General features: G+C 41.9%; 24 protein-coding genes and 2 tRNA genes. 24 read left to right on the top strand and 2 right to left on the bottom strand.

Annotated features, from left to right (window positions below; genetic code table 11):
* Positions 1 to 14 precede the first annotated feature (14 nt).
* The 12 genes from PFJ30894_RS11360 to PFJ30894_RS11305 all read left to right on the top strand — a co-directional run bounded on the left by PFJ30894_RS11360 (position 15) and on the right by PFJ30894_RS11305 (position 8,869).
* The gene (locus tag PFJ30894_RS11360; protein WP_044492193.1) at positions 15 to 836 is read left to right on the top strand and encodes a thiamine pyrophosphate-dependent enzyme; all 822 of its coding nucleotides are present in this window, start codon (positions 15 to 17) and stop codon (positions 834 to 836) included.
* A 2-nt stretch (positions 837 to 838) separates the two neighbouring features.
* A complete protein-coding gene (locus PFJ30894_RS11355; protein WP_125669862.1) occupies positions 839 to 1,375 on the top strand; it encodes a 2-oxoacid:acceptor oxidoreductase family protein in 537 nt (178 codons plus the stop codon).
* A gap of 375 nt (positions 1,376 to 1,750) precedes the next feature.
* Positions 1,751 to 2,017 (top strand): type II toxin-antitoxin system Phd/YefM family antitoxin, encoded by a 267-nt coding sequence (locus PFJ30894_RS11350; RefSeq protein ID WP_021716989.1) that lies wholly within the window; start codon positions 1,751 to 1,753, stop codon positions 2,015 to 2,017.
* Positions 2,010 to 2,330, top strand: coding sequence for a type II toxin-antitoxin system RelE/ParE family toxin (locus PFJ30894_RS11345; RefSeq protein WP_049896711.1), 321 nt, complete (start codon positions 2,010 to 2,012; stop codon positions 2,328 to 2,330). Before PFJ30894_RS11350 ends, PFJ30894_RS11345 begins: the two co-directional genes overlap by 8 nt.
* Before the next feature lie 164 nt (positions 2,331 to 2,494).
* Positions 2,495 to 5,098 (top strand): DNA polymerase I, encoded by a 2,604-nt coding sequence (gene polA / locus PFJ30894_RS11340; protein ID WP_125669984.1) that lies wholly within the window; start codon positions 2,495 to 2,497, stop codon positions 5,096 to 5,098.
* Between the two features lie 11 nt (positions 5,099 to 5,109).
* Positions 5,110 to 5,931 (top strand): DNA-formamidopyrimidine glycosylase, encoded by an 822-nt coding sequence (gene mutM / locus PFJ30894_RS11335; RefSeq protein WP_046430335.1) that lies wholly within the window; start codon positions 5,110 to 5,112, stop codon positions 5,929 to 5,931.
* A gap of 8 nt (positions 5,932 to 5,939) precedes the next feature.
* Complete coding sequence (gene coaE / locus PFJ30894_RS11330) at positions 5,940 to 6,542, top strand: dephospho-CoA kinase (RefSeq protein ID WP_167457074.1); 603 nt, start codon at positions 5,940 to 5,942, stop codon at positions 6,540 to 6,542.
* 2 nt (positions 6,543 to 6,544) lie between these two features.
* On the top strand, positions 6,545 to 7,150 hold the full coding sequence (locus PFJ30894_RS11325; protein WP_231997910.1) for a lytic transglycosylase domain-containing protein: 606 nt from the start codon (positions 6,545 to 6,547) through the stop codon (positions 7,148 to 7,150).
* 55 nt (positions 7,151 to 7,205) lie between these two features.
* A tRNA-Leu gene (locus tag PFJ30894_RS11320) sits at positions 7,206 to 7,291 on the top strand.
* 33 nt (positions 7,292 to 7,324) lie between these two features.
* Positions 7,325 to 7,408, top strand: a tRNA-Leu gene (locus PFJ30894_RS11315).
* A 139-nt stretch (positions 7,409 to 7,547) separates the two neighbouring features.
* Complete coding sequence (locus PFJ30894_RS11310) at positions 7,548 to 8,219, top strand: sulfite reductase (RefSeq protein WP_125669859.1); 672 nt, start codon at positions 7,548 to 7,550, stop codon at positions 8,217 to 8,219.
* Positions 8,220 to 8,374: 155 nt separating this feature from the next.
* Positions 8,375 to 8,869 (top strand): hypothetical protein, encoded by a 495-nt coding sequence (locus PFJ30894_RS11305; protein WP_125669858.1) that lies wholly within the window; start codon positions 8,375 to 8,377, stop codon positions 8,867 to 8,869.
* 47 nt (positions 8,870 to 8,916) lie between these two features.
* Here PFJ30894_RS11305 and PFJ30894_RS11300 read toward each other — a convergent pair whose 3' ends face one another.
* On the bottom strand, positions 8,917 to 9,483 hold the full coding sequence (locus PFJ30894_RS11300; protein WP_113077985.1) for a GNAT family N-acetyltransferase: 567 nt from the start codon (positions 9,481 to 9,483) through the stop codon (positions 8,917 to 8,919).
* A gap of 17 nt (positions 9,484 to 9,500) precedes the next feature.
* A complete protein-coding gene (locus PFJ30894_RS11295) occupies positions 9,501 to 10,580 on the bottom strand; it encodes a hypothetical protein (RefSeq protein WP_113077986.1) in 1,080 nt (359 codons plus the stop codon).
* Positions 10,581 to 10,802: 222 nt separating this feature from the next.
* Between PFJ30894_RS11295 and PFJ30894_RS11290 the strand changes: the two genes are divergently transcribed.
* From PFJ30894_RS11290 to PFJ30894_RS11235, 12 genes are all read left to right on the top strand, one after another.
* On the top strand, positions 10,803 to 12,032 hold the full coding sequence (locus PFJ30894_RS11290; protein WP_021716999.1) for an MFS transporter: 1,230 nt from the start codon (positions 10,803 to 10,805) through the stop codon (positions 12,030 to 12,032).
* Between the two features lie 132 nt (positions 12,033 to 12,164).
* Positions 12,165 to 12,716 (top strand): gamma carbonic anhydrase family protein, encoded by a 552-nt coding sequence (locus PFJ30894_RS11285; RefSeq protein ID WP_021717000.1) that lies wholly within the window; start codon positions 12,165 to 12,167, stop codon positions 12,714 to 12,716.
* Between the two features lie 116 nt (positions 12,717 to 12,832).
* On the top strand, positions 12,833 to 14,059 hold the full coding sequence (locus PFJ30894_RS11280; RefSeq protein WP_125669857.1) for a M20/M25/M40 family metallo-hydrolase: 1,227 nt from the start codon (positions 12,833 to 12,835) through the stop codon (positions 14,057 to 14,059).
* 87 nt (positions 14,060 to 14,146) lie between these two features.
* Complete coding sequence (locus PFJ30894_RS11275) at positions 14,147 to 15,031, top strand: hypothetical protein (RefSeq protein WP_021717002.1); 885 nt, start codon at positions 14,147 to 14,149, stop codon at positions 15,029 to 15,031.
* Positions 15,032 to 15,049: 18 nt separating this feature from the next.
* The gene (locus PFJ30894_RS11270; protein WP_021717003.1) at positions 15,050 to 15,520 is read left to right on the top strand and encodes a peptidylprolyl isomerase; all 471 of its coding nucleotides are present in this window, start codon (positions 15,050 to 15,052) and stop codon (positions 15,518 to 15,520) included.
* Between the two features lies 1 nt (position 15,521).
* Positions 15,522 to 15,776, top strand: coding sequence for a GIY-YIG nuclease family protein (locus tag PFJ30894_RS11265; RefSeq protein WP_113077988.1), 255 nt, complete (start codon positions 15,522 to 15,524; stop codon positions 15,774 to 15,776).
* Between the two features lie 131 nt (positions 15,777 to 15,907).
* Positions 15,908 to 16,105 (top strand): cold shock domain-containing protein, encoded by a 198-nt coding sequence (locus PFJ30894_RS11260; protein WP_021717005.1) that lies wholly within the window; start codon positions 15,908 to 15,910, stop codon positions 16,103 to 16,105.
* A gap of 226 nt (positions 16,106 to 16,331) precedes the next feature.
* Entirely contained in the window at positions 16,332 to 18,485 is a 2,154-nt protein-coding gene (locus PFJ30894_RS11255; RefSeq protein ID WP_125669856.1) for an ATP-dependent helicase, read from the top strand.
* Between the two features lie 141 nt (positions 18,486 to 18,626).
* Positions 18,627 to 20,048 (top strand): lipase family protein, encoded by a 1,422-nt coding sequence (locus PFJ30894_RS11250; RefSeq protein WP_021717007.1) that lies wholly within the window; start codon positions 18,627 to 18,629, stop codon positions 20,046 to 20,048.
* A 31-nt stretch (positions 20,049 to 20,079) separates the two neighbouring features.
* Complete coding sequence (locus tag PFJ30894_RS11245; protein ID WP_113077990.1) at positions 20,080 to 20,727, top strand: uracil-DNA glycosylase; 648 nt, start codon at positions 20,080 to 20,082, stop codon at positions 20,725 to 20,727.
* A gap of 222 nt (positions 20,728 to 20,949) precedes the next feature.
* Positions 20,950 to 21,528 carry a DUF3793 family protein gene (locus PFJ30894_RS11240; protein WP_167457073.1) on the top strand — a complete coding sequence of 193 codons (579 nt, stop codon included), beginning with the start codon at positions 20,950 to 20,952 and terminating at the stop codon, positions 21,526 to 21,528.
* Positions 21,529 to 21,540: 12 nt separating this feature from the next.
* Positions 21,541 to 21,957 carry a flavodoxin gene (locus PFJ30894_RS11235; protein WP_021717010.1) on the top strand — a complete coding sequence of 139 codons (417 nt, stop codon included), beginning with the start codon at positions 21,541 to 21,543 and terminating at the stop codon, positions 21,955 to 21,957.
* Positions 21,958 to 22,094 lie beyond the last annotated feature (137 nt).

Below are 22,094 nucleotides of genomic sequence, written 5' to 3'. Positions count from 1 at the left end.
ATTTGATTATGAACATGGAAGCAATGATCGATAAATATTTCCGTCCGGGCCGCCTGCCTCATATCTGGTGCCCCGGCTGCGGCAACGGTGTCGTTACCGGCACCATCGTCAAGGCAGTTGCCAAGCTTGACCTTGATAAAGACAAAGTCGCAGTTATTTCCGGCATCGGCTGCAGCAGCCGTGCCTCCGGCTATTTAGATTTCAATACAGTCCATTCCGCACATGGACGCGCTTTGCCGGTAGCGACCGGCGTTAAACTGGCTGACCCCGGCCTGACTGTCATCGTCGTTACCGGCGACGGCGACGCTACAGCGATCGGCGGCAACCACCTGATCCACGCTGCCCGCCGCAACATCGATATGACCGTCGTACTTTACAACAACAGTATTTACGGTATGACCGGCGGCCAGTATTCGCCTTTGACACCGACAGGCTCCAAAGCGACGACGGCTCCTTATGCGACGATCGAACAGGACTTCAACGTAGCCGAGCTGGTCAAAGCGGCCGGCGCTACCTTTGTCGCCCGCGGCACCACTTTCCATGCCCAGATCCTGGCCGACCTGATCGCCAAGGGTATCGAACACAAAGGCTTCAGCCTGATCGAAGCTGTTACTGCCTGCCCTATCTCCTACGGACGCCAGAATAAAATGGGCGGTCCCGCCGACATGATGAAATGGCAGCGCGACCACGCAGTACCGCTGGCAGCCTGGGATAAAATGACCGAAGAACAAAAAGCGGGCAAATTCCCGATCGGCGTACTGTATCAGGTTGAAGGCAGACAGGAATATACAGCAGCCTACGACGAGCTGATCGCCAGAGCGCAGGGAGGTAAATAATCATGAAACAGGAATTACGTTTATCCGGTACCGGCGGCCAGGGCCTGATCACAGCCGGCATCATTCTGGCAGAGGCGGCGCTTTTAGACGGCAAGCTGGCGATCCAGTCCCAGTCTTATGGCCCGGAAGCCAGAGGCGGCGCCTCTAAAGCAGAGGTCATTATCTCTGACGAAGCGATCCACTTCCCGAAAGTGACCGACCCGAACCTGCTGCTGGCAATGAGCCAGGAAGCGGCTACCAAATATTCACACGACCTGACGGCAGGCAGCGTTATGATCACCGACAGTCTTTTCGTCAGCGACGTGCCTGACTTCGGCGGCAAGGTCTACGAGCTGCCGATCACCCACAGCGCCAAAGAAGTGCTTGGCAAAGCGCTTTTTGCCAACATCATCGCGCTGGGAGCTTTGGTGAAGCTGACCGGCATCGTCAGTGAAGAATCGCTGGTCAAAGCTGTTTTGAACCGCGTACCGAAAGGCACTGAAGAGAAAAATAAACAGGCATTGCAGGTTGGTATGAGTATTGCTGAAACAATTCTTTAATTTTGTACAAACAATAAAAACTACAGTTAAAAATGAAGCTGCAGATATTACTTTATGCCGCTTAGCAGTGAAAAACAATGATAATAATATTGGAGTAGATTTGTTTGATATTAATCTGTCTTAAGGTATAATATTATGAGTGTGCTTCCTGCCCTGTTTACGGTGTTAAAGTAAACTTTGATCAAAAGAACGTTAATGAATTATTCCGATAATCATCTGAATAAAATAAAAAAGCTTCACTGAAAAGTGAAGCTTTTTTATTTTGCAAATGTTCCAGGGTATAAAAACTGTTTTTTATGTTTTATAAATAATTTGTTGAAAAAATGTTTGTTAGGGTGTATATTAGAGCAATGTTATTAAGAAAGAGGCCTTGCAATGATTATCAGACCAGCTACAATTATGCGAAATGATTATAATTTGATTTCTGAATATGCGCATCAAAGCGGCGAAATTGTATATTTAACGAAGTATGGTAAAGGTGATTTGGTTGTGATGAGCATCAAAACTTTTGAACAGCGTGAAGAAAAGTTTAAGTTCTATCATACTGTTATGCAGGCAGATTTAGACAGACAAAAAAGTGCCGAAGAGCTTTTTGACGGAGATGACGCTATCGCCAGATTGAAGGCGAAATTTATTGACTGATTATGCAATACGTACAGGATTGAAGATATTACCGCAGGCATGGCACGATCTTTTGGAAATTGGGTTTGTCTACAGCAGACAGGGTAAGAGACTTGAAGCAAGTGCTGTGACATGTAGTATTGTTAGTAAACTAAAGGAACTACAGGATTTTGCAATGCTGGGGAACAAAACACCCTTGAGCAGTTTGAATGAGAAAAAATATTTGATGCTGATGATAGATAAGTATGCCTGTATTTACCGCAAGGTTGAAAATACTGTATATATTTATCATATTACAGAATTACAGCGTGATTATCCTAAATTAATGAAATGACGGCAGGCAGCTTTTGCTTACAGCGAAAGCTGTTTTATTATTTTCCGGCAAGGGTATTTTACAGTAGTTTCACATATTTTCGAGTCTAGTGAGAACACTACCCTTGTGGTATAATATTTAAATATGAACAGGATAATTTGAGCGTTAAGGAAAGTGGTGAAGAAATGGCTGATAAATTTTTAGTTATTGATGGCAGCAGTTTGATACACAGGGCATTTTTTGCTTTGCCACCGTTGATGACCAAGCAGGGAGTTCATACTGGCGCAGTATATGGCTTTTGTAATATGCTGGTGAAGCTTTTGGGTGATGTAAAACCTAAATGGCTGGCAGTTGCATTTGATAAATCACGTAAAACTTTCCGAACGGAAATGTTTGCAGATTATAAGGGGCAGCGTAAACCTACGCCCAGTGAACTGAGCGAACAATTTCCACTGGCCCGGCGTTTGCTGGAAGCTATGAACATCACTGTTCTTGAAACTGATGGCTACGAGGCTGATGATATTATCGGTACTTTTGCCGTACATGCGCCGCAGAACGCAGAAATTATTATCGTAACCGGCGACAAAGATGAATTGCAGCTTTTGGATGACAGGGTAAAGGTTTATTTTACCAAGCGAGGGATTTCTGATATCAAGGCGTATGATGTTGCAGCATTTGCCGCTGATTATGAAGGGTTGTCGCCAAAACAGCTGATTGATTTAAAAGGACTGATGGGTGACAGTTCAGATAATATTCCTGGCGTTCCCGGTGTAGGCCCTAAAACTGCTTTGAAGTTGATTTGTGAATATGGAACAGTAGAGAAGGTTTTAGAAAATATTGCGCAAATCAGCGGAAAAAGTTTAAAAGAGAAATTAGAAAATAATAAGGATGCTGCGCTGCTTTCAAAAAAGCTGGCAACCATTTTTACAGAAGTTCCAGTCGATCTTGATCTTGATAAATATGAACTGAAAGCTATGTCGGATGAGGCAAGGCCTTTAATGCAGGAATTGGAGTTCCGAAATTTGCATGAGAGATTCCAGACTATTTTGGGCGGCAGTGACGGTACCTTTGATCTTTTTGGAGAAAGTATCGGTCAGGAAAACGCCAATATAGAAATTGCGCTTTTAGAAACAGCAGAACAGGGCAAAGAATTCTTTGCGTTATTGCAGCAAAAGCAGGAAAAGGTTGCATTTACTGCTGTTTGCGGCGGCGAGTTACCTAAAATCCATTTTACTGCAGTGGAAATTTTTAATGATGGGAAAATTTATAAATTGCAGGAAGGCAGCGGGGCCTGGAACTTTTTTTATGAATGGCTGTCTGATTACAAACAATTGAAAGTTACATGCGACAGCAAAGAGATTTATAAGGCTTGTATGTGCCTGAATAAAAAAGCCGACGGTATAGTTGATGATATAGGTATAGCTGCTTATTTGATTGAACCAGGTCGCAGCTCCTATAGTTTGAAGGCAGTTGCAGAACGTTATCTGGCTGCAAATAACGGTGGGAATGCCGCTGATTTGCAGGCGTTACTTCCGCTTATTGAACAAAAACTGCGGGATTATGAATTGTATAAACTATATACGGAAATGGAACTGCCGCTGGCCTATTTGCTGGCAAAAATGGAATTAGCTGGAATTAAGCCGGATGTGAAGCTGCTAGAGAGTATTACAAAAGAAATGGCAGTACAGATAACTGCTTTAGAGATTTTGGCAGAAGAACAGGCCGGTGAAAAATTTAACCTGAAATCTCCTAAACAATTAGGTGTACTGCTGTTCGAAAAGTTGGGGCTTCCTATTATAAAAAAGACAAAGACCGGTTATTCGACAGATGTTTCTGTTTTGGAACAACTGGAAGGTTCGCATCCTCTGATCACGACGATCCTGGAACATCGCAAGCTGACAAAACTGCATTCAACATATCTGGAAGGGCTGCGCCCACTGATCAATCATGCGACAGAGAGAATTCATACGCATTTTCAACAGACGGTAACGGCAACAGGAAGGTTATCAAGTACTGACCCGAATTTGCAGAATATTCCTGTACGAACTGAGATCGGTAAAAGGATCCGTGAAATATTTATACCGGGGACTGGTTATGACTGGTTGATGTCTTGCGATTATTCTCAGGTAGAACTGCGCGTACTTGCACATATGGCACAGGATAAGCTGCTTTTGGAATCTTTCCTGAATGGTCAGGATGTACACGCACGTACAGCGGCAGAGGTGTTTGGGGTGCCGTTGGAACAGGTCGATTCAATGATGCGTACTCGTGCGAAAGCAGTTAATTTTGGCATTGTTTATGGTATAAGTGATTTTGGACTTGCTAAACAGCTGGATATCAGCCGCGGTGAAGCAGCTGAGTATATAAAAAATTATTTTGCCCGCTATACAGGGGTAAAGAAATATATGGATGATACGGTCAATCATGCTCGGGAACAGGGTTATGTAGCTACAATGTTTGGACGTCGCCGTTATCTGCCTGATATCAGGCACAGTAATTTTAACTTACGCAGTTTTGCTGAGCGCACTGCCATCAATACGCCAATTCAGGGGACTGCGGCGGATATAATCAAAATAGCGATGCTTAAAGTTGAACAGGCACTTTCTGATGCTAAAGTCAAGAGCCGCATTTTGCTGCAGGTACATGATGAATTAGTATTAGAAGTTATGGAAACGGAAAAAGAGCTGGTGGCACAGCTTGTAAAAAAAGCAATGGAAAGCGCTGCTTCTCTTAGTGTGCCGCTAACTGCCGATGTTGCCTGGGGGAAAAACTGGGCACAGACCAAATAGGAGGGATATCCATGCCGGAGTTGCCAGAAGTGGAGCAGGTCAGAAAGACTTTGCTGCCGCATATTAAGGGAAAAACCATTACTAAAGTTGAAGTATATTTGGATAGGCTGGTCAAACATCCATCGTCTGAGCAATTTATCAAAAATCTGACCGGTCGTACGATTGAAGACGTTTGCCGTCGCGGAAAGTATCTGGTGCTGAAAACAGGTGTCAATCAAAAACTTATCGTGCATTTACGTATGACCGGGTCTTTGGTGGCACAGGCTAGTGATTTAGAAGCACCGCCTTATGCCAAGATAAAATTTGAATTGACTGACGGTGTTACTATGTGGTTCTGTGATATAAGAACTTTTGGAACACTGTATTTAGTTACGGATGATGATTGTTACATTGCAGGTTATGAAACCTTGGGGCCTGAACCGCTGACAGTAGGGTTTAATCCTGAATATCTGGCCCCGATAGCTGCTAAAAGCCGCAAGCCAATCAAAACGTTGATTCTTGATCAAACTGTTATTGCCGGACTGGGAAATATTTATGCTGATGAGTGCTTGGCTTTGGCTGGAATTTTGCCTACACGTATAGCTAATACTTTGACGCGTGCGGAAATCGAAGCTGTGCATGAAGCGGCGAACAAAGTGATTGCACAGGGAATTGCCAATCGAGGAACCACTTTTCGTGATTATAAGGATGGCGAAGGTAATAAAGGTGACAATCAAAATCATCTGCTTGTTTATGGACGTGGCGGCGAACCGTGTAAAACCTGCGGTGAGCCTTTAGCCACGACAAAGGTTGGCGGCAGAGGCACTACTTACTGTGCCAAATGCCAGCACTGAGTGAAGTTATGAAAACTATTGGGTTAACAGGTGGTATTGCTTCTGGAAAAAGTACTGTCGCTTCGATTTTACAGAAACTGGGAGCTCATATTTTTGATGCGGATATTGCAAGCCGGCAGGCAGTTGCGCGTGGATCACAGGGGCTGCAACAGGTTGTAGATGTTTTTGGCAGAGATTACCTGACAATTGACGGGGAGTTGGACCGGCAGAAGATTGCACAGCTGGTTTTTGAAAATAAAGCAGCGTTGGGGCAGTTGGAAAGCATAGTTCATACTTATGTGCGCAGTGAAGCAAAAAAATTTTTAGAACAGTGCAGGCTGCAGAATTTATCAGCAGCGGTGCTTGACGTGCCGCTGTTGATCGAATGCGGCTGGTATAAAGAAGTTGATTTAGTGTGGCTGGTTGCAGTTGACGAACAGACTCAGATTGAGCGTGCTATAGCACGCAGCGGAATGTCGCAGCAGGAAGTAGAGGTTCGTATTGCGGCACAAATGACTTTGGCTGCAAAGTGTCAGTATGCGGATTTGATCATTGACAACAGTGGCAGCCTGAAGCAAACTGAGCTGACAGTAAAAAAAGAATGGGAAAAAGTATTACAGATGGAGGATTGAGTTTGGCCAGACGTCGAAAAAAGAAAAACAACAGCCGCAAAATTTGGTTTGTACTGATTTTGCTGTGTGCAGTTTCGTTGTTGGGCTGGAAAATTTGGACGTCTGACGAAGTACAAATGCGGTTTGTTTATATGTGGCCTTATCAAGGCGAGATTTTGGAATACAGCGGGAAAAACAAGATTGATCCTTTTTTAGTGGCGGCAGTCATAAAAAATGAAAGTAATTTTGATCGTAAGGCTGTATCTAAGGTTGGAGCAATCGGACTAATGCAGATTATGCCGGATACCGGGGCATGGATCGCCGAACAGATGGGAATCAAAAATTTTGACCCACTGGATTTATATCGTACAGACGCTAATATCCGTTTAGGATGTTGGTATCTTGGAGAACTGGAATATGAATTTCAGCGGAACTGGGTCTTGATGATGATTGCTTATAATGCCGGTCGTGGCAATACAAAAGCGTGGATGCAGGAAAATAATTGGGATTACGATTTTAATAGAATCGAGGATATTCCCTACAGTGATACACGTGAATATGTGAGGAAAGTTTTGTATGATCGGGATGAGTATTACAAATTATATAAAAACAGGTTAAAAAAGTATTGACGGAGTTGTAATAGTGTGCTATTATATCACTGTTGCTGATTTAGGCAATTGTAATGCGGTAGTGGCGGAACGGCAGACGCGCTAGCCTCAGGAGCTAGTGGGGGCAACCCCGTGGAGGTTCAAATCCTCTCTACCGCACCATTTTTGTCTATAACGGTAATTTTTAACCACAATGCGGTTGTGGCGGAACGGCAGACGCACCATCTTGAGGGGGTGGCGGGGAGACCCGTGTGGGTTCAAATCCCACCAACCGCACCAAATGAGAAGATAAACGCTTCACGAATTTTCGTGAAGCGTTTTTTATTTGTCAGAGCTGCAGAATTTTTTTGTTTTATTTATTGCTTATAATCATATTCGTAGTATGATATGAATATGATTAAGAATGGAGTGAGATAAAATGATTTTTGGTGTATTGCCACAGAAAAAGAATCAGTATGCATTGCGTATTTTAGGAAATTGCGGTGAATTTACTTCTGAGGAGCTTTTGCGGCTGTCAGAATTAACAGCAAAGTTTGGCAATGGTAAGATTACAGCCACCAGCAGAGGAACTTTTGAATTGAATGGTGTCAGTGAGAGTGAGTTGGAGCCTGCGATTGAGGCAGTACAGGCAGCAAAACTTCGGTTAGGTGGAACAGGTGCGACAGTTCGGGCTATTGTGGCATGCAAAGGTACTGACTGCCGTAAAGGTATGTTTGATGTGCATGCTTTTGCCTGCAGACTAGATAAAGAATTTTATGGTATTGATGTACCTAAAAAATTTAAAATCGGTGTCTTTGGCTGTCTTAATAGCCTTGGTAAGGCTATGGCACAGGATATTGGGGTTGTGCCCTCTTTTACAGAACCAGGAAAATTTGAAATATATATTGGTGGATTGTTAGGGAACAGACCTGTCCAGGGAAAGCATATCCCAGTACCTCTAAAGGAAGAGATGGTGGCAGATGCGATAAGATATGTTTTGGATATATATAAGACAAACGGTATTTATCCGCAGCGCCTGCGTACGGTATTAGATGACAAAAAAGAGCTGTGGCAGGAAATTAATTATTATTTTAAAAGCCTGGCAAAATAACAGTTGAATAAAAAGTATGGAAGCTGCTATTTTTAAAATCTTTAAAAATTATCTTTGACGATTAAGTAAGATTATATAACGTCATGTTTTTTCATAAAGTCCTATAATTAGATTCGTAAGCAGTAATGCAAAAAATATTTAAGGAAGTGGACTTTATGAAATTCAAAAATCTTGTATTAACATTAGGTGTATTAATGATGCTGGCCTTTACTTCTATGGCTGCTGCCGCGCATAGTCAGGTAAACCGCAGTATGACAGCTATTAATGCAGCAAAAGCAGAAATACCTGCTGTATGCGAACTGGTTGGTTATAATGTGGACGGTGATACCAGTATCATAACTTTTAAAGACCCTAATACTTTGGAACGTTATGTTGTAGATGTTAATACAGCTACGGCCAAGGTGCAGGAAATCGAAGTAAAAGGTGCTACATTTGTTATGGGCAGTACTATGGTTACTAAAACTCCGGATGATATAGAAAAAATTGTTTTGAAAAATTATCCTAATGCCTATGAAATCGTTATTACTCAAGGGCAGGATGGAAATAATATTTACTATATTGCCGACTTTTTGACTGATAAATTTGATGGAGAATTAAAGTTAGATCCTGTTACCGGTGCTATCTGTGAACGTGAACTGGAATACTTCTAAGCGAAAAATAAAAGGAGTACATCAATTGATGTACTCCTTTTATTTTTTTAGAAAAGTTTTAAAATATCATTGTTGTTAAAAGCGCTGATCGGTTTTAAAGGACGCGGAGAACCGTCAGGCTGCTGCAGCTGTTTGTCCATCCAGATAATATCCAGCCACTGGTCAAATTTATAGCCGGCTTTAGGATGCGGACCAAGATTTCTGAAGCCAAAGGCAGCATGAAAATCGATACTGCGTTGGTTATTAGCAGTAATGCATGCATAAACATTATAAAAACCCTGTTTTTGAAGCAGGTCCAAAAGGCAGCTGTAAAGTTTTTTGCCAATACCGCTGTTTTGGGCTTCTGGAGCCAGATATATTGAAAGATCAGCGTCGTAAAGATAGGCGATGCGTTCCTGATAAGGAGAGCCGTAGGCAAAACCTAAGATTTTGCTGTTTCGTTCATAAACTAGATAAGGGTATTTACTGCTGATGTTTGAAATACGTTCAGTAAATTCTGACAGGGATGGAGGTTCATATTCAAAAGAAATAGTTGTATCCAGAATATAAGGCGTGTAAATATTTAAAATTCCGGTGCTGTCTTTTAATTCAACAAAACGGATCTTTTCCTGCATTTTCAAGCCTCCATGGTCTATTGACGTTCGTTCAAAATGCGTTTAAAGATTGCAAACATGACTTCTGCTACGTCATCATTAAATTTGATTGCTATGGATTCACCGTCTTTTTTTGTAAAATAAATGATATTTACTGAAAGATTGGCATTATCCAAATCGTTGAGTTCTACAACCTTTGCCATTTTGTTGCTTAAATAAATGATGCGCTGGTTCGTAAAGAAAAGATAGCCGATATCGACAACAGCGGTTACTTCTTCAGTAAAATGGGGATGTTCGATTTTTTCGCCTTTAAAAGAAATTGTTTCGTCTATTTCCAAGCGGCGGGTCAATTCAAAATAGTTATCTTCTTTCTCTATTGTTTTATGTTCGCAGAAACCTGCCTGCTGAGCTGCGGCATGACATATTTCTCCTTCGTTCAGCGGAAAGTCGACTTTGATATCTCCTAAAGGAGCATTTTCGGCTGACCATAAATAACGGTATTTATCTAAAGCATTTTGAATATTGGGTTTGAATTCATAAGGTATATCGAGTTTTGTACAAATTTCCCTCAAAGCGGTTTCTTCATCAGGACTGAACCGCTGCTGCTCAGCTATTTCGTCAAATTTTTTATTCAAGTAGTCGTGAAATACCTGAACTCGTATATCATAGCCATCTTCGTAATCATAACCAAAAACATTATTGATTTCGCTGATTGTTAGAGGTTCTTCTCCACTGATTATTTTTCGACAGCGAGAGAAGTAAGCTACTTTTTTAGCTCCGTTATCAGCTAAACGCTGTAATTTTTCTGGAAGTTCTAAAACTTGAGCGAGATGTTTTGTTTCTTCGAAAACGGGGTCATCTTTGCTTACTGCGCTAATATATACATGGTCGGCTACCTTACGGTACATACTGCTGCGGTATTCGATATTGCTGCTGTCAAATTTTGCTCCCCAGTTTTTGATAAAATTGCTGACGATCTCTTCGGTTAATTCAGTAGCAGCAGTACTTTCTGCCAAAAAATTATTTATTTCAACTAAGGCGTTATGACCGGGCTTACTGCCAAAGAGCCTGCTCATCATTCCCTGGGTCTCTAATTCCTGCTTTTCAAATCCGTTCACTGGTGTGCTCCTTTTCTTAGCTAAATTAAATGATATTGTAAATAATATTATAGATATTATACAAGAAAAACTGTAAAAAGTCATTTGCCCAATTTGTTAAGAAAAAATTATAGGCAGTAGTTATTTTGTTGCTGCGGCGGTTGAAAAACAGTTTTATGAGTTTTTTTTATATAAATGCTATGATATAATCAAATTAATAATAGTTGGTTTGGAGATGAGTCTATGTCCTTGTTGGATGAGAGAGGCACAGGGGCTATCAGCTGGCAGCGTAATTTAGCCGTATTATGGTGTGGCGTGTTTTTTGCATGCGCCAGTTATACGATGGTAGTTCCGTTTTTACCTGTTTATTTACTACAAGAGCTGCATGTTGAAAGTAGTGAAGTAAATTTTTGGAGCGGTCTTGTCTATTCGGTAACTTTTTTAGGCGCTTCGATTATGGCCCCGTATTGGGGGGCAAGAGCTGACAGGGTTGGTCAGCGGCGTATGGCGATACGTGCAGGATTTGGTCTCGCATTTACCTACTGGCTGGCAGGAATTTCGCAATCGCCGGAACAGCTTTTAGGTGTGCGTATTTTGACTGGTTTAATCAGCGGATTTGTACCTGCATCTATGTCGCTGGTGTCTTCGACACTGCCTGAAAGCCGCATGGGCTGGGGAATGGGCCTGATGCAGACTGCGGTTGCCAGCGGCAGTATTTTAGGACCGATGATGGGCGGTTATTTTAGTTCCTGGTTTGGTATGAGACTATCTTTTTTTGTTGCCAGCTGTTGTTTAGGATTGGCGACAGTAATGGTTGTGCTTTTTGTTCGAGATGTGCCGCACAGCCAGGAAGAACAGAAAACAAAAATCAATTTGTGGCAGGATCTGCAGGAGTCTTTGCATAATAAAGGGCTGCTGTATGTAATGACGATGTTCTTTCTGATCCAGGTCTGCACGATGATCATTCAGCCTTTGGTAACTATGTATGTTTCGCATTTGATGGGTAGAATGGATGAATCGGTCGTTAAAGCTGCCGGTATTATTTTTTCGCTGGCAGGTATAGCCGGTATCATTGCAGCTCCGTTTTGGGGCAAACGTGGTCAACAGCTTGGTTACACTAAGGTGCTCTGTTTTGTTTTATTTTGTGCCGGCGCTATCAACCTGTGTCAGATTTTTGTGCAGGATATCTGGCAGTTTGCAGGGATCCAGTTCGTATACGGTTTATTCCTGGCAGGAGCTGTACCTAATGTTAACGCCCGCCTGGTAGAGGTCACAGATCCGTCAATGCGCGGTAAGGCTTTTGGTCTGGTTACTTCAGCGCAGCAGTTCGGCGGTGTTATAGGTCCTTTGCTGGGAGGTTTTTTGGGCGGTTATATGCTTACACGTCATATTCTGGTCATTACGGGAATTATTTTACTGCTGGCAGGCAGTTATACGTATTTTACGAAAGTGAAAAAGACTGCGGAAGTTTAAGGAACGGTTTAAAAACTTACATTATGAAACTTTAGTGAATTACAAGGCCTGTGCTCTTGACTAAAATTTAATTTGAGTGAATAATTAAGATAGTAACGGATACTGATTATCACATGAAAGTGAGTGATTTATATGTTAAAAGAATTTGAAGGGCAAATGCCTAAAATCGACAAAAAAGCACATGCTTTTGAAAGTGCCGACCTGATCGGTAAAGTAGAAATGAAAGAATACAGCAGTGCATGGTTCAATGTTACTATTCGCGGCGATGTTAATCGTATAGAAGTAGGCCGCTACAGCAATATACAGGATAACTGTTGCCTGCATGTTGCCGATGATTATGCCTGCATTGTTGGTGATTTTGTTACTGTCGGTCATGGTGCTATCCTGCACGCCTGTACTGTGGAAGATCATTGCCTGATAGGGATGCATGCTACCGTACTTGATGGCAGCGTTATAGGACATGGCTCCATTGTAGCAGCTGGCGCAGTGGTGACAAAGGGAACTAAAGTACCGCCGTTTTCACTGGTTGCCGGCATTCCCGCCAAAGTGATCAAAACTCTTGACGAAAGTAATCTGGATAATATTCATGCACAGGCTGTTAAATATAAAGATTTGTGGAGCAAACGCCACAATATCATGCCGGATATTGACGGCGAAACTTATCATGGTGAAAAAATAGTATAAAATATAAGTAAAAGGAGCTGCTGCTGCAGCTCCTTTTTAATTTGCTGTACGGCAGGAATAAACATTTCAGGCGGCGAATATATACGCTAGCTGAATTCGTGAAAGGAGTTTTAAAAATGAAAGATACGATAAAAGAATATTTGGCAGGTCAGCATGACGCTTATGTAAAAGATTTGGAGACGCTGACTAATATCGATTCAGGGAATGGAGATTTGCAGGGAACGGAAGCTGCTAATAAGTTTGTCGCGGAAAAAATGCAGGAGCTCGGAGCTGTTACTGAATTCCGTTATAATGACAGGGCGTGCCATCTGATTTCTCGCCTGAAGGGAAGCGGAAAATTGAGTATTCTGCTTGTTGCACATGTTGACACGGTATTCAACCGCGGTGAAGCGGCTAAACGTCCTTTTAAGGTTGATGAGAATGGATTTGCCTGGGGGCCTGGCGTCGGTGATGACAAGGCTACTGTAGTGGAAGTTATTTACGGGTTAAAAGCTTTGCTGAAAGCAGGATTTTCTGATTTTAAAGAAATTATTTATTATACCAACGGCGAAGAAGAAGGCGGCTCCCCGACTGCCGAAGCGATTGTGGCAGAGCTTTCTCAGCAGGCAGATTTTGCCGTTATTATGGACGTAGCCCGTCCTAACTGGGGCATCGTTACACAGCGTAAGGGTAATGCAAAGTATAAGGTTCAGGTAACAGGAATTGGCGGACATCATGGCAATGCTTCACAGCATTGCGCCAATGCTATTCATCAGCTTGCTTATACAATTACAGAGCTGCATAAATTAGCAAGCCCTATGCCTGGAGATCCGGAAGATTTTACAGCAAAAGCGTTAGCTGATCGCGGCATTGTTGATTCTGGACAGTTTATTCCTCAGAATACTGTCAATGTCGGCGTTATTGGATCGACCAATGACAAGATCAGTGTCATTCCCGGCGATGCTTATTGTGAAGTCAATGTTCGTTGTTTTTCTGTAGCGGAGCAGGAACGGTTGGACAGAGAGATCAAGGCTTTAGCAGATAAAGCAGTTGTTGCCGGAACTAAAGTTGAAATTACGGGCGGTATTGTTACAGGACCGATGGAGAAAACGCCGCAGGTCCAGAAGATGGTTGATGTTTACAGCAGGATCGTCAGGGATGAATTTGGTGGTAATGTTACTGAATGGGTCGCCGGTGGATTGACTGACGGTAACAGAACTGCAAAATATATTCCTACTCTAGATGCATTGGGAGTAGAAAACTACGATGAGCATACTGATCATGAATCCGTTGATTTAAAAACAGCTGTTCCCAGAACTACAGCTTTCGCTCTGACTTTAGCAGAGCTAACAAAAATATTTTAATTTTTTTGTTGCAGGCAGTCGCAGACTGCCTGCAGTTATGTTAAACTAATAAAGATATGATAAATCTGTAAGGTAAGGGATGAAAGCATGGGAAAAAAAGACAATAAATATTCTAACGCAGCGACATCATTGAGTGAAGGTGGTATTTTTGGGTTAGGACGTCCTATTGATTTTACTGATGGGATAACAAGAATAGCACTTATCTGTACTATTTTAACGTCGGTAGCGGCAACTTTTTGGAAAACTATGGGCGGTGCCGATACAGAAACTGCCATGTATTTTGGGCTCAATACGGCTGCTGCGTTTTTCTTTTCCTGGCTGATTGCCCAGGAGCTTGATCCGGATCGCAAGCTGGGTGGTATTATTGGCGGAGGGCTGAGTATTGTCGCTGCTTTGACTCTGGGAGAAGGTAATGTTCTTGTTCTGCTGTGGCTGCTGTTTATCCTGCGGATGCTAAACCGTACTTCCGGTTCGCGGCACAAGATCGGGGATAATGTTTTCTTGATTTTTATTGCCTATTGGCTTGGGAAAGATGGATATTGGCTTTATCCAGTACTTACGGGCACGGCGTATATTATTGAAAGCCAGATCAGGGGCGGATATTACAGGAGCCTGTATTTAGGCGGTTTGGCGTTTGCTGTTACAGCAATGGCCGACACTTCTATGAAAGCGCACAGTCTTTCGATGATTTATGTCTATCTGATGGCGCTTTGTTTTATTTTGTTTTTACCTGAAATAAGAATGGCTGCAGTAACAGAAGCCAAAGGTGATATTGACGGAAAACGTATCAGTCCGCAGAGACTACAGGTGGCACAAGGAGCTTTTCTGATGATAGGATTTTCAGTGCCGTGGGTACATGGCGACGCACAGGCTGCTGCGCTGACACCAGCCTGGATGGCCGGAATAGGTGTAGGCGTTTTTCTGCTTGTTGATGCTATTCAAAAAGCTATGTTTGAAAAAAATAAACAATAAATTCAGGAGGTTTTTTTAATGAGTGAAAACAGAAAAATCAGATTTACAACTAATAAAGGAGAATTTATCGTCGAAATGTTCGAAGATAAAGCGCCCAAAACGACTAAAAATTTTATTGAATTGACAGAAAAAGGCTTTTATAATGGCGTAGTATTTCATCGTGTTATCGACGGCTTTATGATTCAGGGCGGTGACCCTACTGGTACTGGTATGGGTGGACCAGGGTATAAAATTGATGACGAATTTGGTGAGGGGCTGCAGCATGATGACGAAGGTATTCTTTCAATGGCTAATGCCGGGCCCAACACTGGCGGCAGTCAGTTCTTTATCACTTTAGCACCTACACCATGGCTTAACGGGCATCATGCTATTTTCGGCAAAGTTGTTGAAGGGATGGATATTGTACGGTTGATTGGTGTAGTACCTACGGATTTTCGCGATCGCCCTAAAGATCCTGTAATTATGGAAACTGTAGAGGTTATAAAATAATTTGCCTGCGTATGTTTACATATTACGCTGTCGTGATGAATCACTTTATACCGGCTGGACAAATGATTTGGAAAAGCGGCTTGAAGCGCATAACAGCGGTAAAGGAGCAAAATATACCCGTGGGCGCTGTCCTGTAACTTTGGTCTATAGTGAAACGCTGTCAACTAAGGAAGAAGCGCTGCATCGCGAATGTGAAATCAAAAAAATGACTAAAACTGCTAAATTAGCCTTAATTAAGCAAAATATGAAGGAATAGAAGCAAAAATATTAAAAAAATTACAAAAAATAGCAAAAGAGAGTTGCTTTATTGTAAATAATAGGCTATAATGGGCTGGTGAGTGAGATGTTCTAGCTCCTCATTAAAGTAATTTTTAGGAGGCCCAGAAAATGACTGGCAAAGTAAAATGGTTTAACGCAGAAAAAGGTTATGGTTTCATCGAACGCGAAGATGGTGGCGACGTATTCGTACATTTCTCCGCTATTCAATCCGAAGGTTTCAAAACTCTTGAAGAAGGTCAAGCAGTTGAATTTGACGTTGTTCAAGGCAACCGCGGTGAACAAGCTGCCAACGTTGTTCGTCTGTAATTGATATAGATTAAAATTTTTTTTAATATATAGCAGCATATGAACAGAAAAGTAAGGCGCTACCTTTAAGGTAGCGCCTTTTTTCCTTTTTATAAAATTTTGAGTTTAATGACAGGCGTAAAATTTTAATTACGCAGCAGTTGTGTTGTAGTGTTATGAACTTTATTGCTATAATGAGAGTTAACAAGAAACGTGAAATTATTTTTAGGAAAGGAAGTGTAAAGCATTGGAAAATATACTGCAGGGACTTAATGCGTCTCAGCTTGAAGCTGTTACTTCTACGGAAGGATTTATACGTGTTATAGCCGGAGCAGGGTCAGGTAAAACAAGGGCTCTGGCTCGGCGTTTTGCCTATCTGGTCAATGAAATCGGAATTTTGCCGGGGAATATTCTATGTGTAACTTTTACTAATAAATCGGCGAATGAAATGCGTCAGCGAATCCATAACCTGACTGGTGATAATGATACTGGTTATATCAGTACTTTCCATAGTTTCTGCGTATCTGTTTTACAGGAGGACAGCCATGCTCTGCAATATCCAAAAAGCTTTCTTGTTTTAGACAATTCTGATATCGATTCTATGCTGAAAATTATTTACGAGGAACGTGGATTGACGCTTAGAAATATGACTTTCAGTAAAGCACGGGATATGATTGAAATCAGAAAACTAATTAAAGAACCGGAATATTATCTGGATATGCTCAATATGTCATTAGATACATTGAGACAGAAATATCTTACTGCAACAGAGCCGTCTGATATAATTTTTTATGGTTATTTATATCAGGAGAAAAAATGCTTCGGACTAGATTATAATGATTTAATTAAATTTACCTTATATATTTTCGAACAAAATGAAGCTGTTAAAATAAAATGGCAGCAACGTTTGGAATATATCATGATTGATGAATTTCAGGATATTGATGAACTGCAGTACAAATTGATGTCAGTATTGTGTGGTTACCATAAAAATCTGTTTATCGTCGGGGATCCAGACCAGACGATTTATACCTGGCGCGGTGCTAATGTGCGCTATTTACTGGATTTTGATAAGATTTTTCCAAGTGTAAAAACTATAATGATGATGCAGAATTATCGCTCTACACCGCAGATAGTTTCGGTCGTTAATGATTTGATTGATAAAAATAAGTTTAGGATCAAGAAAAATCTTATGCCAACTATTGCAGACGGAAGGAAGGTTATATGCCATCATGCAGATACTTCTGAGCGTGAAGCGATGTGGATAGCAGAGCAGATCCAGGCATTGCATGGCGAGAGGACTTCTTACAGGGAAATCACTGTTTTATATCGTGCGCATTATATTACCAGAATCGTAGAGGAAGTTTTTTTACGTGAAAAAATACCTTACGCTATTTACAGCGGGGTGCAGTTTTTCAACAGAATGGAAATAAAGGACGCTTTGGCATATTTACGGTTGATTGCATATAAAGATGATCTGGCGTTTTTAAGAGTAGTTAATGTTCCTAAAAGAAATCTTGGGGAGCGGCGCATAAAATTTTTGCAGGAATATGCAGTCAAGCACCAATGCTCGCTGTATATTTCTTTAGAGACAAATTTGGATAATGAAATTTTTAAAGGGACAAAAGCCGCACAGTTTGTAGCATTGATCGAAAATTTTGCCGCTAATTATGCAGAAAGACAAATTTCGGAATTGCTGGCTGCAATTTTAAATGAGAGTGGTTATGAAAAAATGCTGCGGACAGAAGGAAGTCAGGAACGTCTGGATAATCTGGCGGAACTTAAACAGTCGGTTTATGAATATGAAACTTCCTGCGGGGAAGAAAGTACTTTAGAACATTACTTGTCACATATTGCTTTGTTTACTAACAGCGATGCGGCTGATAATAGTGATAAAGTAAAATTAATGACGGTACATTCGGCCAAAGGTCTGGAATTTCCCTATGTATTTTTATGTGCGATGAATGAGGGTGTTTTCCCGTCTAAGAAAACAGATACTATACAAAAGATGGAGGAAGAGCGCAGACTCGCTTTTGTTGCAATGACCCGTGCACAGAAAGGGCTGTATCTTTCTGAAGCTGAAGGTAGAAATTTTGATGGCTCTCCGCGCTATCCGTCGCGTTTTCTGCTGGATATAGAGCCGGCATTGCTTGATTATACACAAAAGCCGCAGGAAGGTTTGATAAGAGAAACAAAAGATTATCTTGTTATCAACGAGCGTTATCTTGCTGATGAAGAAAATCAGTCGTCGCTGGCTGTCGGGCAGCGTGTAAAGCATAGTATTTTCGGTTCTGGTACTGTTGTTGATGTAGATTTGATCAAGGCCGCGCATCTTGTGAAATTTGACAATATTGATACGCCGCGCAGTATTTCTTTCAGGGCAAAATTAGAAAAGGACTAGATACTTTAGGTAAGATAATCAAAAGAAGTCGTATTAAACGCATTTCAATTGAGAAATGCGTTTTTCTTTTTGTGTTTTTCGCAGCATTCATTTATAATTATTGTAAATGATGTTAATTAATTTTAGGAGCGGAGGTGCAGTATGCGCTCAATAATAAAGGTTTTAACTTGCGTTCTGCTGGCGCTGGTTGTGTTTGTGCCGGTTAGAACAAGCTGGGCGCATGAGTATACGCCTGCGGAAAAGAAAATGATTGATGCGGCGTATCGTGATGCACATTGGACTACAGTTGCAGCAGCAGCCTGTATAGGAGCATATTCCCCGGAAAATGCTCCGGAATTTGGTTATTTGCGCGATTATGGCTGGAAGATAGTACCGCATAAAGTAAAAAAAGGAAAATTGGAAGCCAATTTTATTGTGGCAAAAAATAAAACCCGACGCGGCAGGGATGTTTATATAGTTGCTTTTCGCGGCAGTGCCAGCAAGAGTGACTGGACTGTCAACCTGAACACCGATAAGGTGCCGTACGGCGGCCGCAGCCTTGAGGAATTTATTGAATATGCAGGACATTCTGAAAAGGATAAAACTGTACCAATGGTACATAAAGGCTTTAATGATTACGTCAATACTGTTTTAGAAACAATGGTCGATACTAATGATGACGGTATTGATGAGGTTTTGTTTAATGAGATTTTGGCTAATACAGATACACGTGTATTGCTTACCGGGCATAGCCTGGGGGGAGCTGTCGCTACATTGCTGGCAGAACGCCTTGTAAGTATGGGGATAGATAAAGATCGTGTGCCGGTTATAACTTTTGGCGCGCCTGCCATAGGCAACGCTGCTTTTGCCGAAGTCTACGGTGATAAGATAGATCTGCGCAGAATAACTAATAATGCTGATCCTGTGCCGGGAAGCCTGCAGACATTTTTTGGAGGCTACAAGCAGTTTGGAAAGCATCATAAATACAATCTTTCCCGTAAGCTGAGTGATTTTCAGCATGATATGGGAATGTATTTTGATTATAGCATGCGAGAATATTATGCAGCTTTGGACAAAGCAGAGGCTGCCGGTGTACGTGAAAAACTACCCATGCAAAAACTTGAAGGAACGGAACCGTTAGTAGCTGTTTGGATCGGCAGCAGTCTTGAGGTAGATAAAAGGGACTATGTGCCTGATATTAAAAGGTTTATTATGAACGAGTATCAAATGATGCTGCCGCGGTATGTGATCGTAGATACGGAAACAAAACTTTATGACGACAGCGTCTATGCAATGGAAAAATTTTATCAGAAAGCGCGGGAGCTGGGCGCAGATTATATTTTGATCGCTGAGATTGATGGACGGGTGCTCAATGACAGGGAAAAATGGTATATCAATATGAATCAAAGCGTATTCACAGTTGATGGCAGACTGATAACGATGAATAGTTTTGCACGTTTTGTTTCACCGGTTTCCGGGAATATTCAGGCAACAACTTTTGTTTTAGAGCAAAGCCGTGAGGAGCTAAAAAAGCATCTGACATTTGTCAGGTTAGATCAGCACGCTTCGCCTCGCCGGCTATGATCAAAATTTTATAAATAGGTGTGAGAAAAGTATGAAACAAGAAAAGCTGGAAAGTTTAGCTCAGGAATTAGTGGCTTGCAGAGAATGCCCTCTGCGGGAAGCAGCACAGGCTCCTGTAGGCTGGTTTGGTAATTATGACAGTCCGATTGTTTTTGTGGGCGAAGGACCTGGCGGCGTGGAGGATGACTACGGCTGCCCCTTGATTGGTCCGTCTGGACAGTTGTTGGATAAGGCTTTGTGGGCTGCCAAGATGACGCGTGACCGTATTTTAACGACCAATGTTATCAAATGCCGTCCTAAGGGTAACCGCACGCCGAATATTGCAGAAGCAGATTTCTGTGCACAGCGTTGGCTTGACAAGGAGTTGGCGATATTACAGCCTAAAGTTGTGGTTGCTTTGGGCAGTGTTGCTTTACATTATCTTGGCAATCAGGATATGCGCATCACCAGAGACCGTGGTAAATGGTTTAAAACAAAACATGGTTTTGATTGTATAGCGACTTTTCATCCTGCGTATTTACTGCGCATCAGTAATATTAAAGCGCTTAATGCAGCCAAATGGGACGTTTTTCATGATTTGGAGGCAGCAAGGGATAAAGCGTTGGCGGCAGTGCCTGATTATAATTTGATGTCTGAAGAGAAAACCGACCTTTTTAAATTGTTTCAACGACGTAAATAAATTTTCAGAAGCTGCGGAATAAAAAGAAAAAATTATATAAAAATTCCAAGTTAGGTATTGCTAACTTGGAATTTTTGTGTTATACTCAAAATCAAGTTAGACAGGGCTAACCAGACGGTGTGATTTCGACCCTTCTTTCTTTTATCACTTATGAATAATAACCGGAGCCTTGCCGGTAGCTACGTTTGGTTAGCTAAACTAACTTTTCCCAAAGGAGTTATCATGCAGTTTGAATTACATGGCTTTAAAAGTTTTGATGAATTGCTGGCTTTCCATTGCGCACCGGCGTTGACTGGAATCAAACCGGCCAATCTTGTCAGCTGCCCTACTGCATCTATGCCTGTAGTCGCGCCGCTTTTGGCTGATTATACGGAACAGTTTGCCGATAAGGGGATTGCTTTTGAAGTTTTATGTCATTGTGCGGCACGAACTTTGATTTTGGTTTACCAGCCGCAGCAGCTTGAAGATTTGCTGCAGAAACAAGCGATAAGCTGTTATTTACAAGAACTTGGTTATAAGTCTGGTTCGGTGCATTCATTGCTCCGACAGTTAGGGGCAAAGATATCCTGCAGCCAGGATTTTCCGCATGAAATTGGTATATTTTTAGGTTATCCATTAGCGGATATCCAAGGCTTTATTAAAAATAAAGGCAAGAATTGCAAATGCAGCGGTTATTGGAAAGTATATGATGATGTCGAGTATGCCAAGCGTTTGTTTGACGCATATAATAAATGCCGGGACAGGTTGTTGAAGGCTGTAGCTGAAGGCGTACCTTTACATCTGGCAGCGGCTTCTTTTTAAGGAGGTTTTATTATGGAAAAGATTCCTGTTATTTATTGGTCTGGTACCGGTAATACGAAACTGATGGCCGAGGCTGTGGCCGAAGGTATTGGAACTGCTGCAGAGCTCAAAAGCGTTAGCGATATCACTCCTGAACAGGCGGCTGAATATTCAGCATTGGCACTGGGATGCAGTGCTATGGGTGCTGAAGTTCTGGAAGAATATGAGTTTGAACCGTTCTTTACTGCATTAGAACCGTTTTTGCAGGGGAAAAAGGTTGTGATTTTTGGTTCTTATGGCTGGGGCGGAAGTTATATGAGTGATTGGGAACAGCGTATAAAAGCAGCTGGTGCCGAATTGATTGCCCCGGGGCTTTTGGTATTGGGTGCCCCAGATGAAGCGATGGCTGAAAGCTGCCGCGAGTTAGGTGCGGCTTTAGCTAAAGCATAACTTTACTTCTCCGTCATAACTACGGTAAGAGCAGACTGTGGTTATGTCCTTTAATATTCCATTTCTCCAAATGCAGATAACCGGGTCCTTTCGGGGATTCCGGTTATCTGCATTTTATTGTAAGTGGATGTTTAATA

Source organism: Phascolarctobacterium faecium (assembly GCF_003945365.1).
Taxonomy (GTDB): domain Bacteria; phylum Bacillota; class Negativicutes; order Acidaminococcales; family Acidaminococcaceae; genus Phascolarctobacterium; species Phascolarctobacterium faecium.
This window is presented reverse-complemented; position numbering and strand designations above follow the sequence as displayed.

Excerpts from the sequence above, each read along its gene's own strand:
- PFJ30894_RS11360 (WP_044492193.1), top strand. The coding sequence starts at position 15 with ATGGAAGCAATGATCGATAAATATTTCCGTCCGGGCCGCCTGCCTCAT.
- PFJ30894_RS11355 (WP_125669862.1), top strand. The coding sequence starts at position 839 with ATGAAACAGGAATTACGTTTATCCGGTACCGGCGGCCAGGGCCTGATC.
- PFJ30894_RS11350 (WP_021716989.1), top strand. The coding sequence starts at position 1,751 with ATGATTATCAGACCAGCTACAATTATGCGAAATGATTATAATTTGATT.
- polA (WP_125669984.1), top strand. The coding sequence starts at position 2,495 with ATGGCTGATAAATTTTTAGTTATTGATGGCAGCAGTTTGATACACAGG.
- mutM (WP_046430335.1), top strand. The coding sequence starts at position 5,110 with ATGCCGGAGTTGCCAGAAGTGGAGCAGGTCAGAAAGACTTTGCTGCCG.
- coaE (WP_167457074.1), top strand. The coding sequence starts at position 5,940 with ATGAAAACTATTGGGTTAACAGGTGGTATTGCTTCTGGAAAAAGTACT.
- PFJ30894_RS11310 (WP_125669859.1), top strand. The coding sequence starts at position 7,548 with ATGATTTTTGGTGTATTGCCACAGAAAAAGAATCAGTATGCATTGCGT.
- PFJ30894_RS11305 (WP_125669858.1), top strand. The coding sequence starts at position 8,375 with ATGAAATTCAAAAATCTTGTATTAACATTAGGTGTATTAATGATGCTG.
- PFJ30894_RS11300 (WP_113077985.1), bottom strand. The coding sequence starts at position 9,483 with ATGCAGGAAAAGATCCGTTTTGTTGAATTAAAAGACAGCACCGGAATT.
- PFJ30894_RS11290 (WP_021716999.1), top strand. The coding sequence starts at position 10,803 with ATGTCCTTGTTGGATGAGAGAGGCACAGGGGCTATCAGCTGGCAGCGT.
- PFJ30894_RS11285 (WP_021717000.1), top strand. The coding sequence starts at position 12,165 with ATGTTAAAAGAATTTGAAGGGCAAATGCCTAAAATCGACAAAAAAGCA.
- PFJ30894_RS11280 (WP_125669857.1), top strand. The coding sequence starts at position 12,833 with ATGAAAGATACGATAAAAGAATATTTGGCAGGTCAGCATGACGCTTAT.
- PFJ30894_RS11275 (WP_021717002.1), top strand. The coding sequence starts at position 14,147 with ATGGGAAAAAAAGACAATAAATATTCTAACGCAGCGACATCATTGAGT.
- PFJ30894_RS11270 (WP_021717003.1), top strand. The coding sequence starts at position 15,050 with ATGAGTGAAAACAGAAAAATCAGATTTACAACTAATAAAGGAGAATTT.
- PFJ30894_RS11260 (WP_021717005.1), top strand. The coding sequence starts at position 15,908 with ATGACTGGCAAAGTAAAATGGTTTAACGCAGAAAAAGGTTATGGTTTC.
- PFJ30894_RS11250 (WP_021717007.1), top strand. The coding sequence starts at position 18,627 with ATGCGCTCAATAATAAAGGTTTTAACTTGCGTTCTGCTGGCGCTGGTT.
- PFJ30894_RS11245 (WP_113077990.1), top strand. The coding sequence starts at position 20,080 with ATGAAACAAGAAAAGCTGGAAAGTTTAGCTCAGGAATTAGTGGCTTGC.
- PFJ30894_RS11240 (WP_167457073.1), top strand. The coding sequence starts at position 20,950 with ATGCAGTTTGAATTACATGGCTTTAAAAGTTTTGATGAATTGCTGGCT.
- PFJ30894_RS11235 (WP_021717010.1), top strand. The coding sequence starts at position 21,541 with ATGGAAAAGATTCCTGTTATTTATTGGTCTGGTACCGGTAATACGAAA.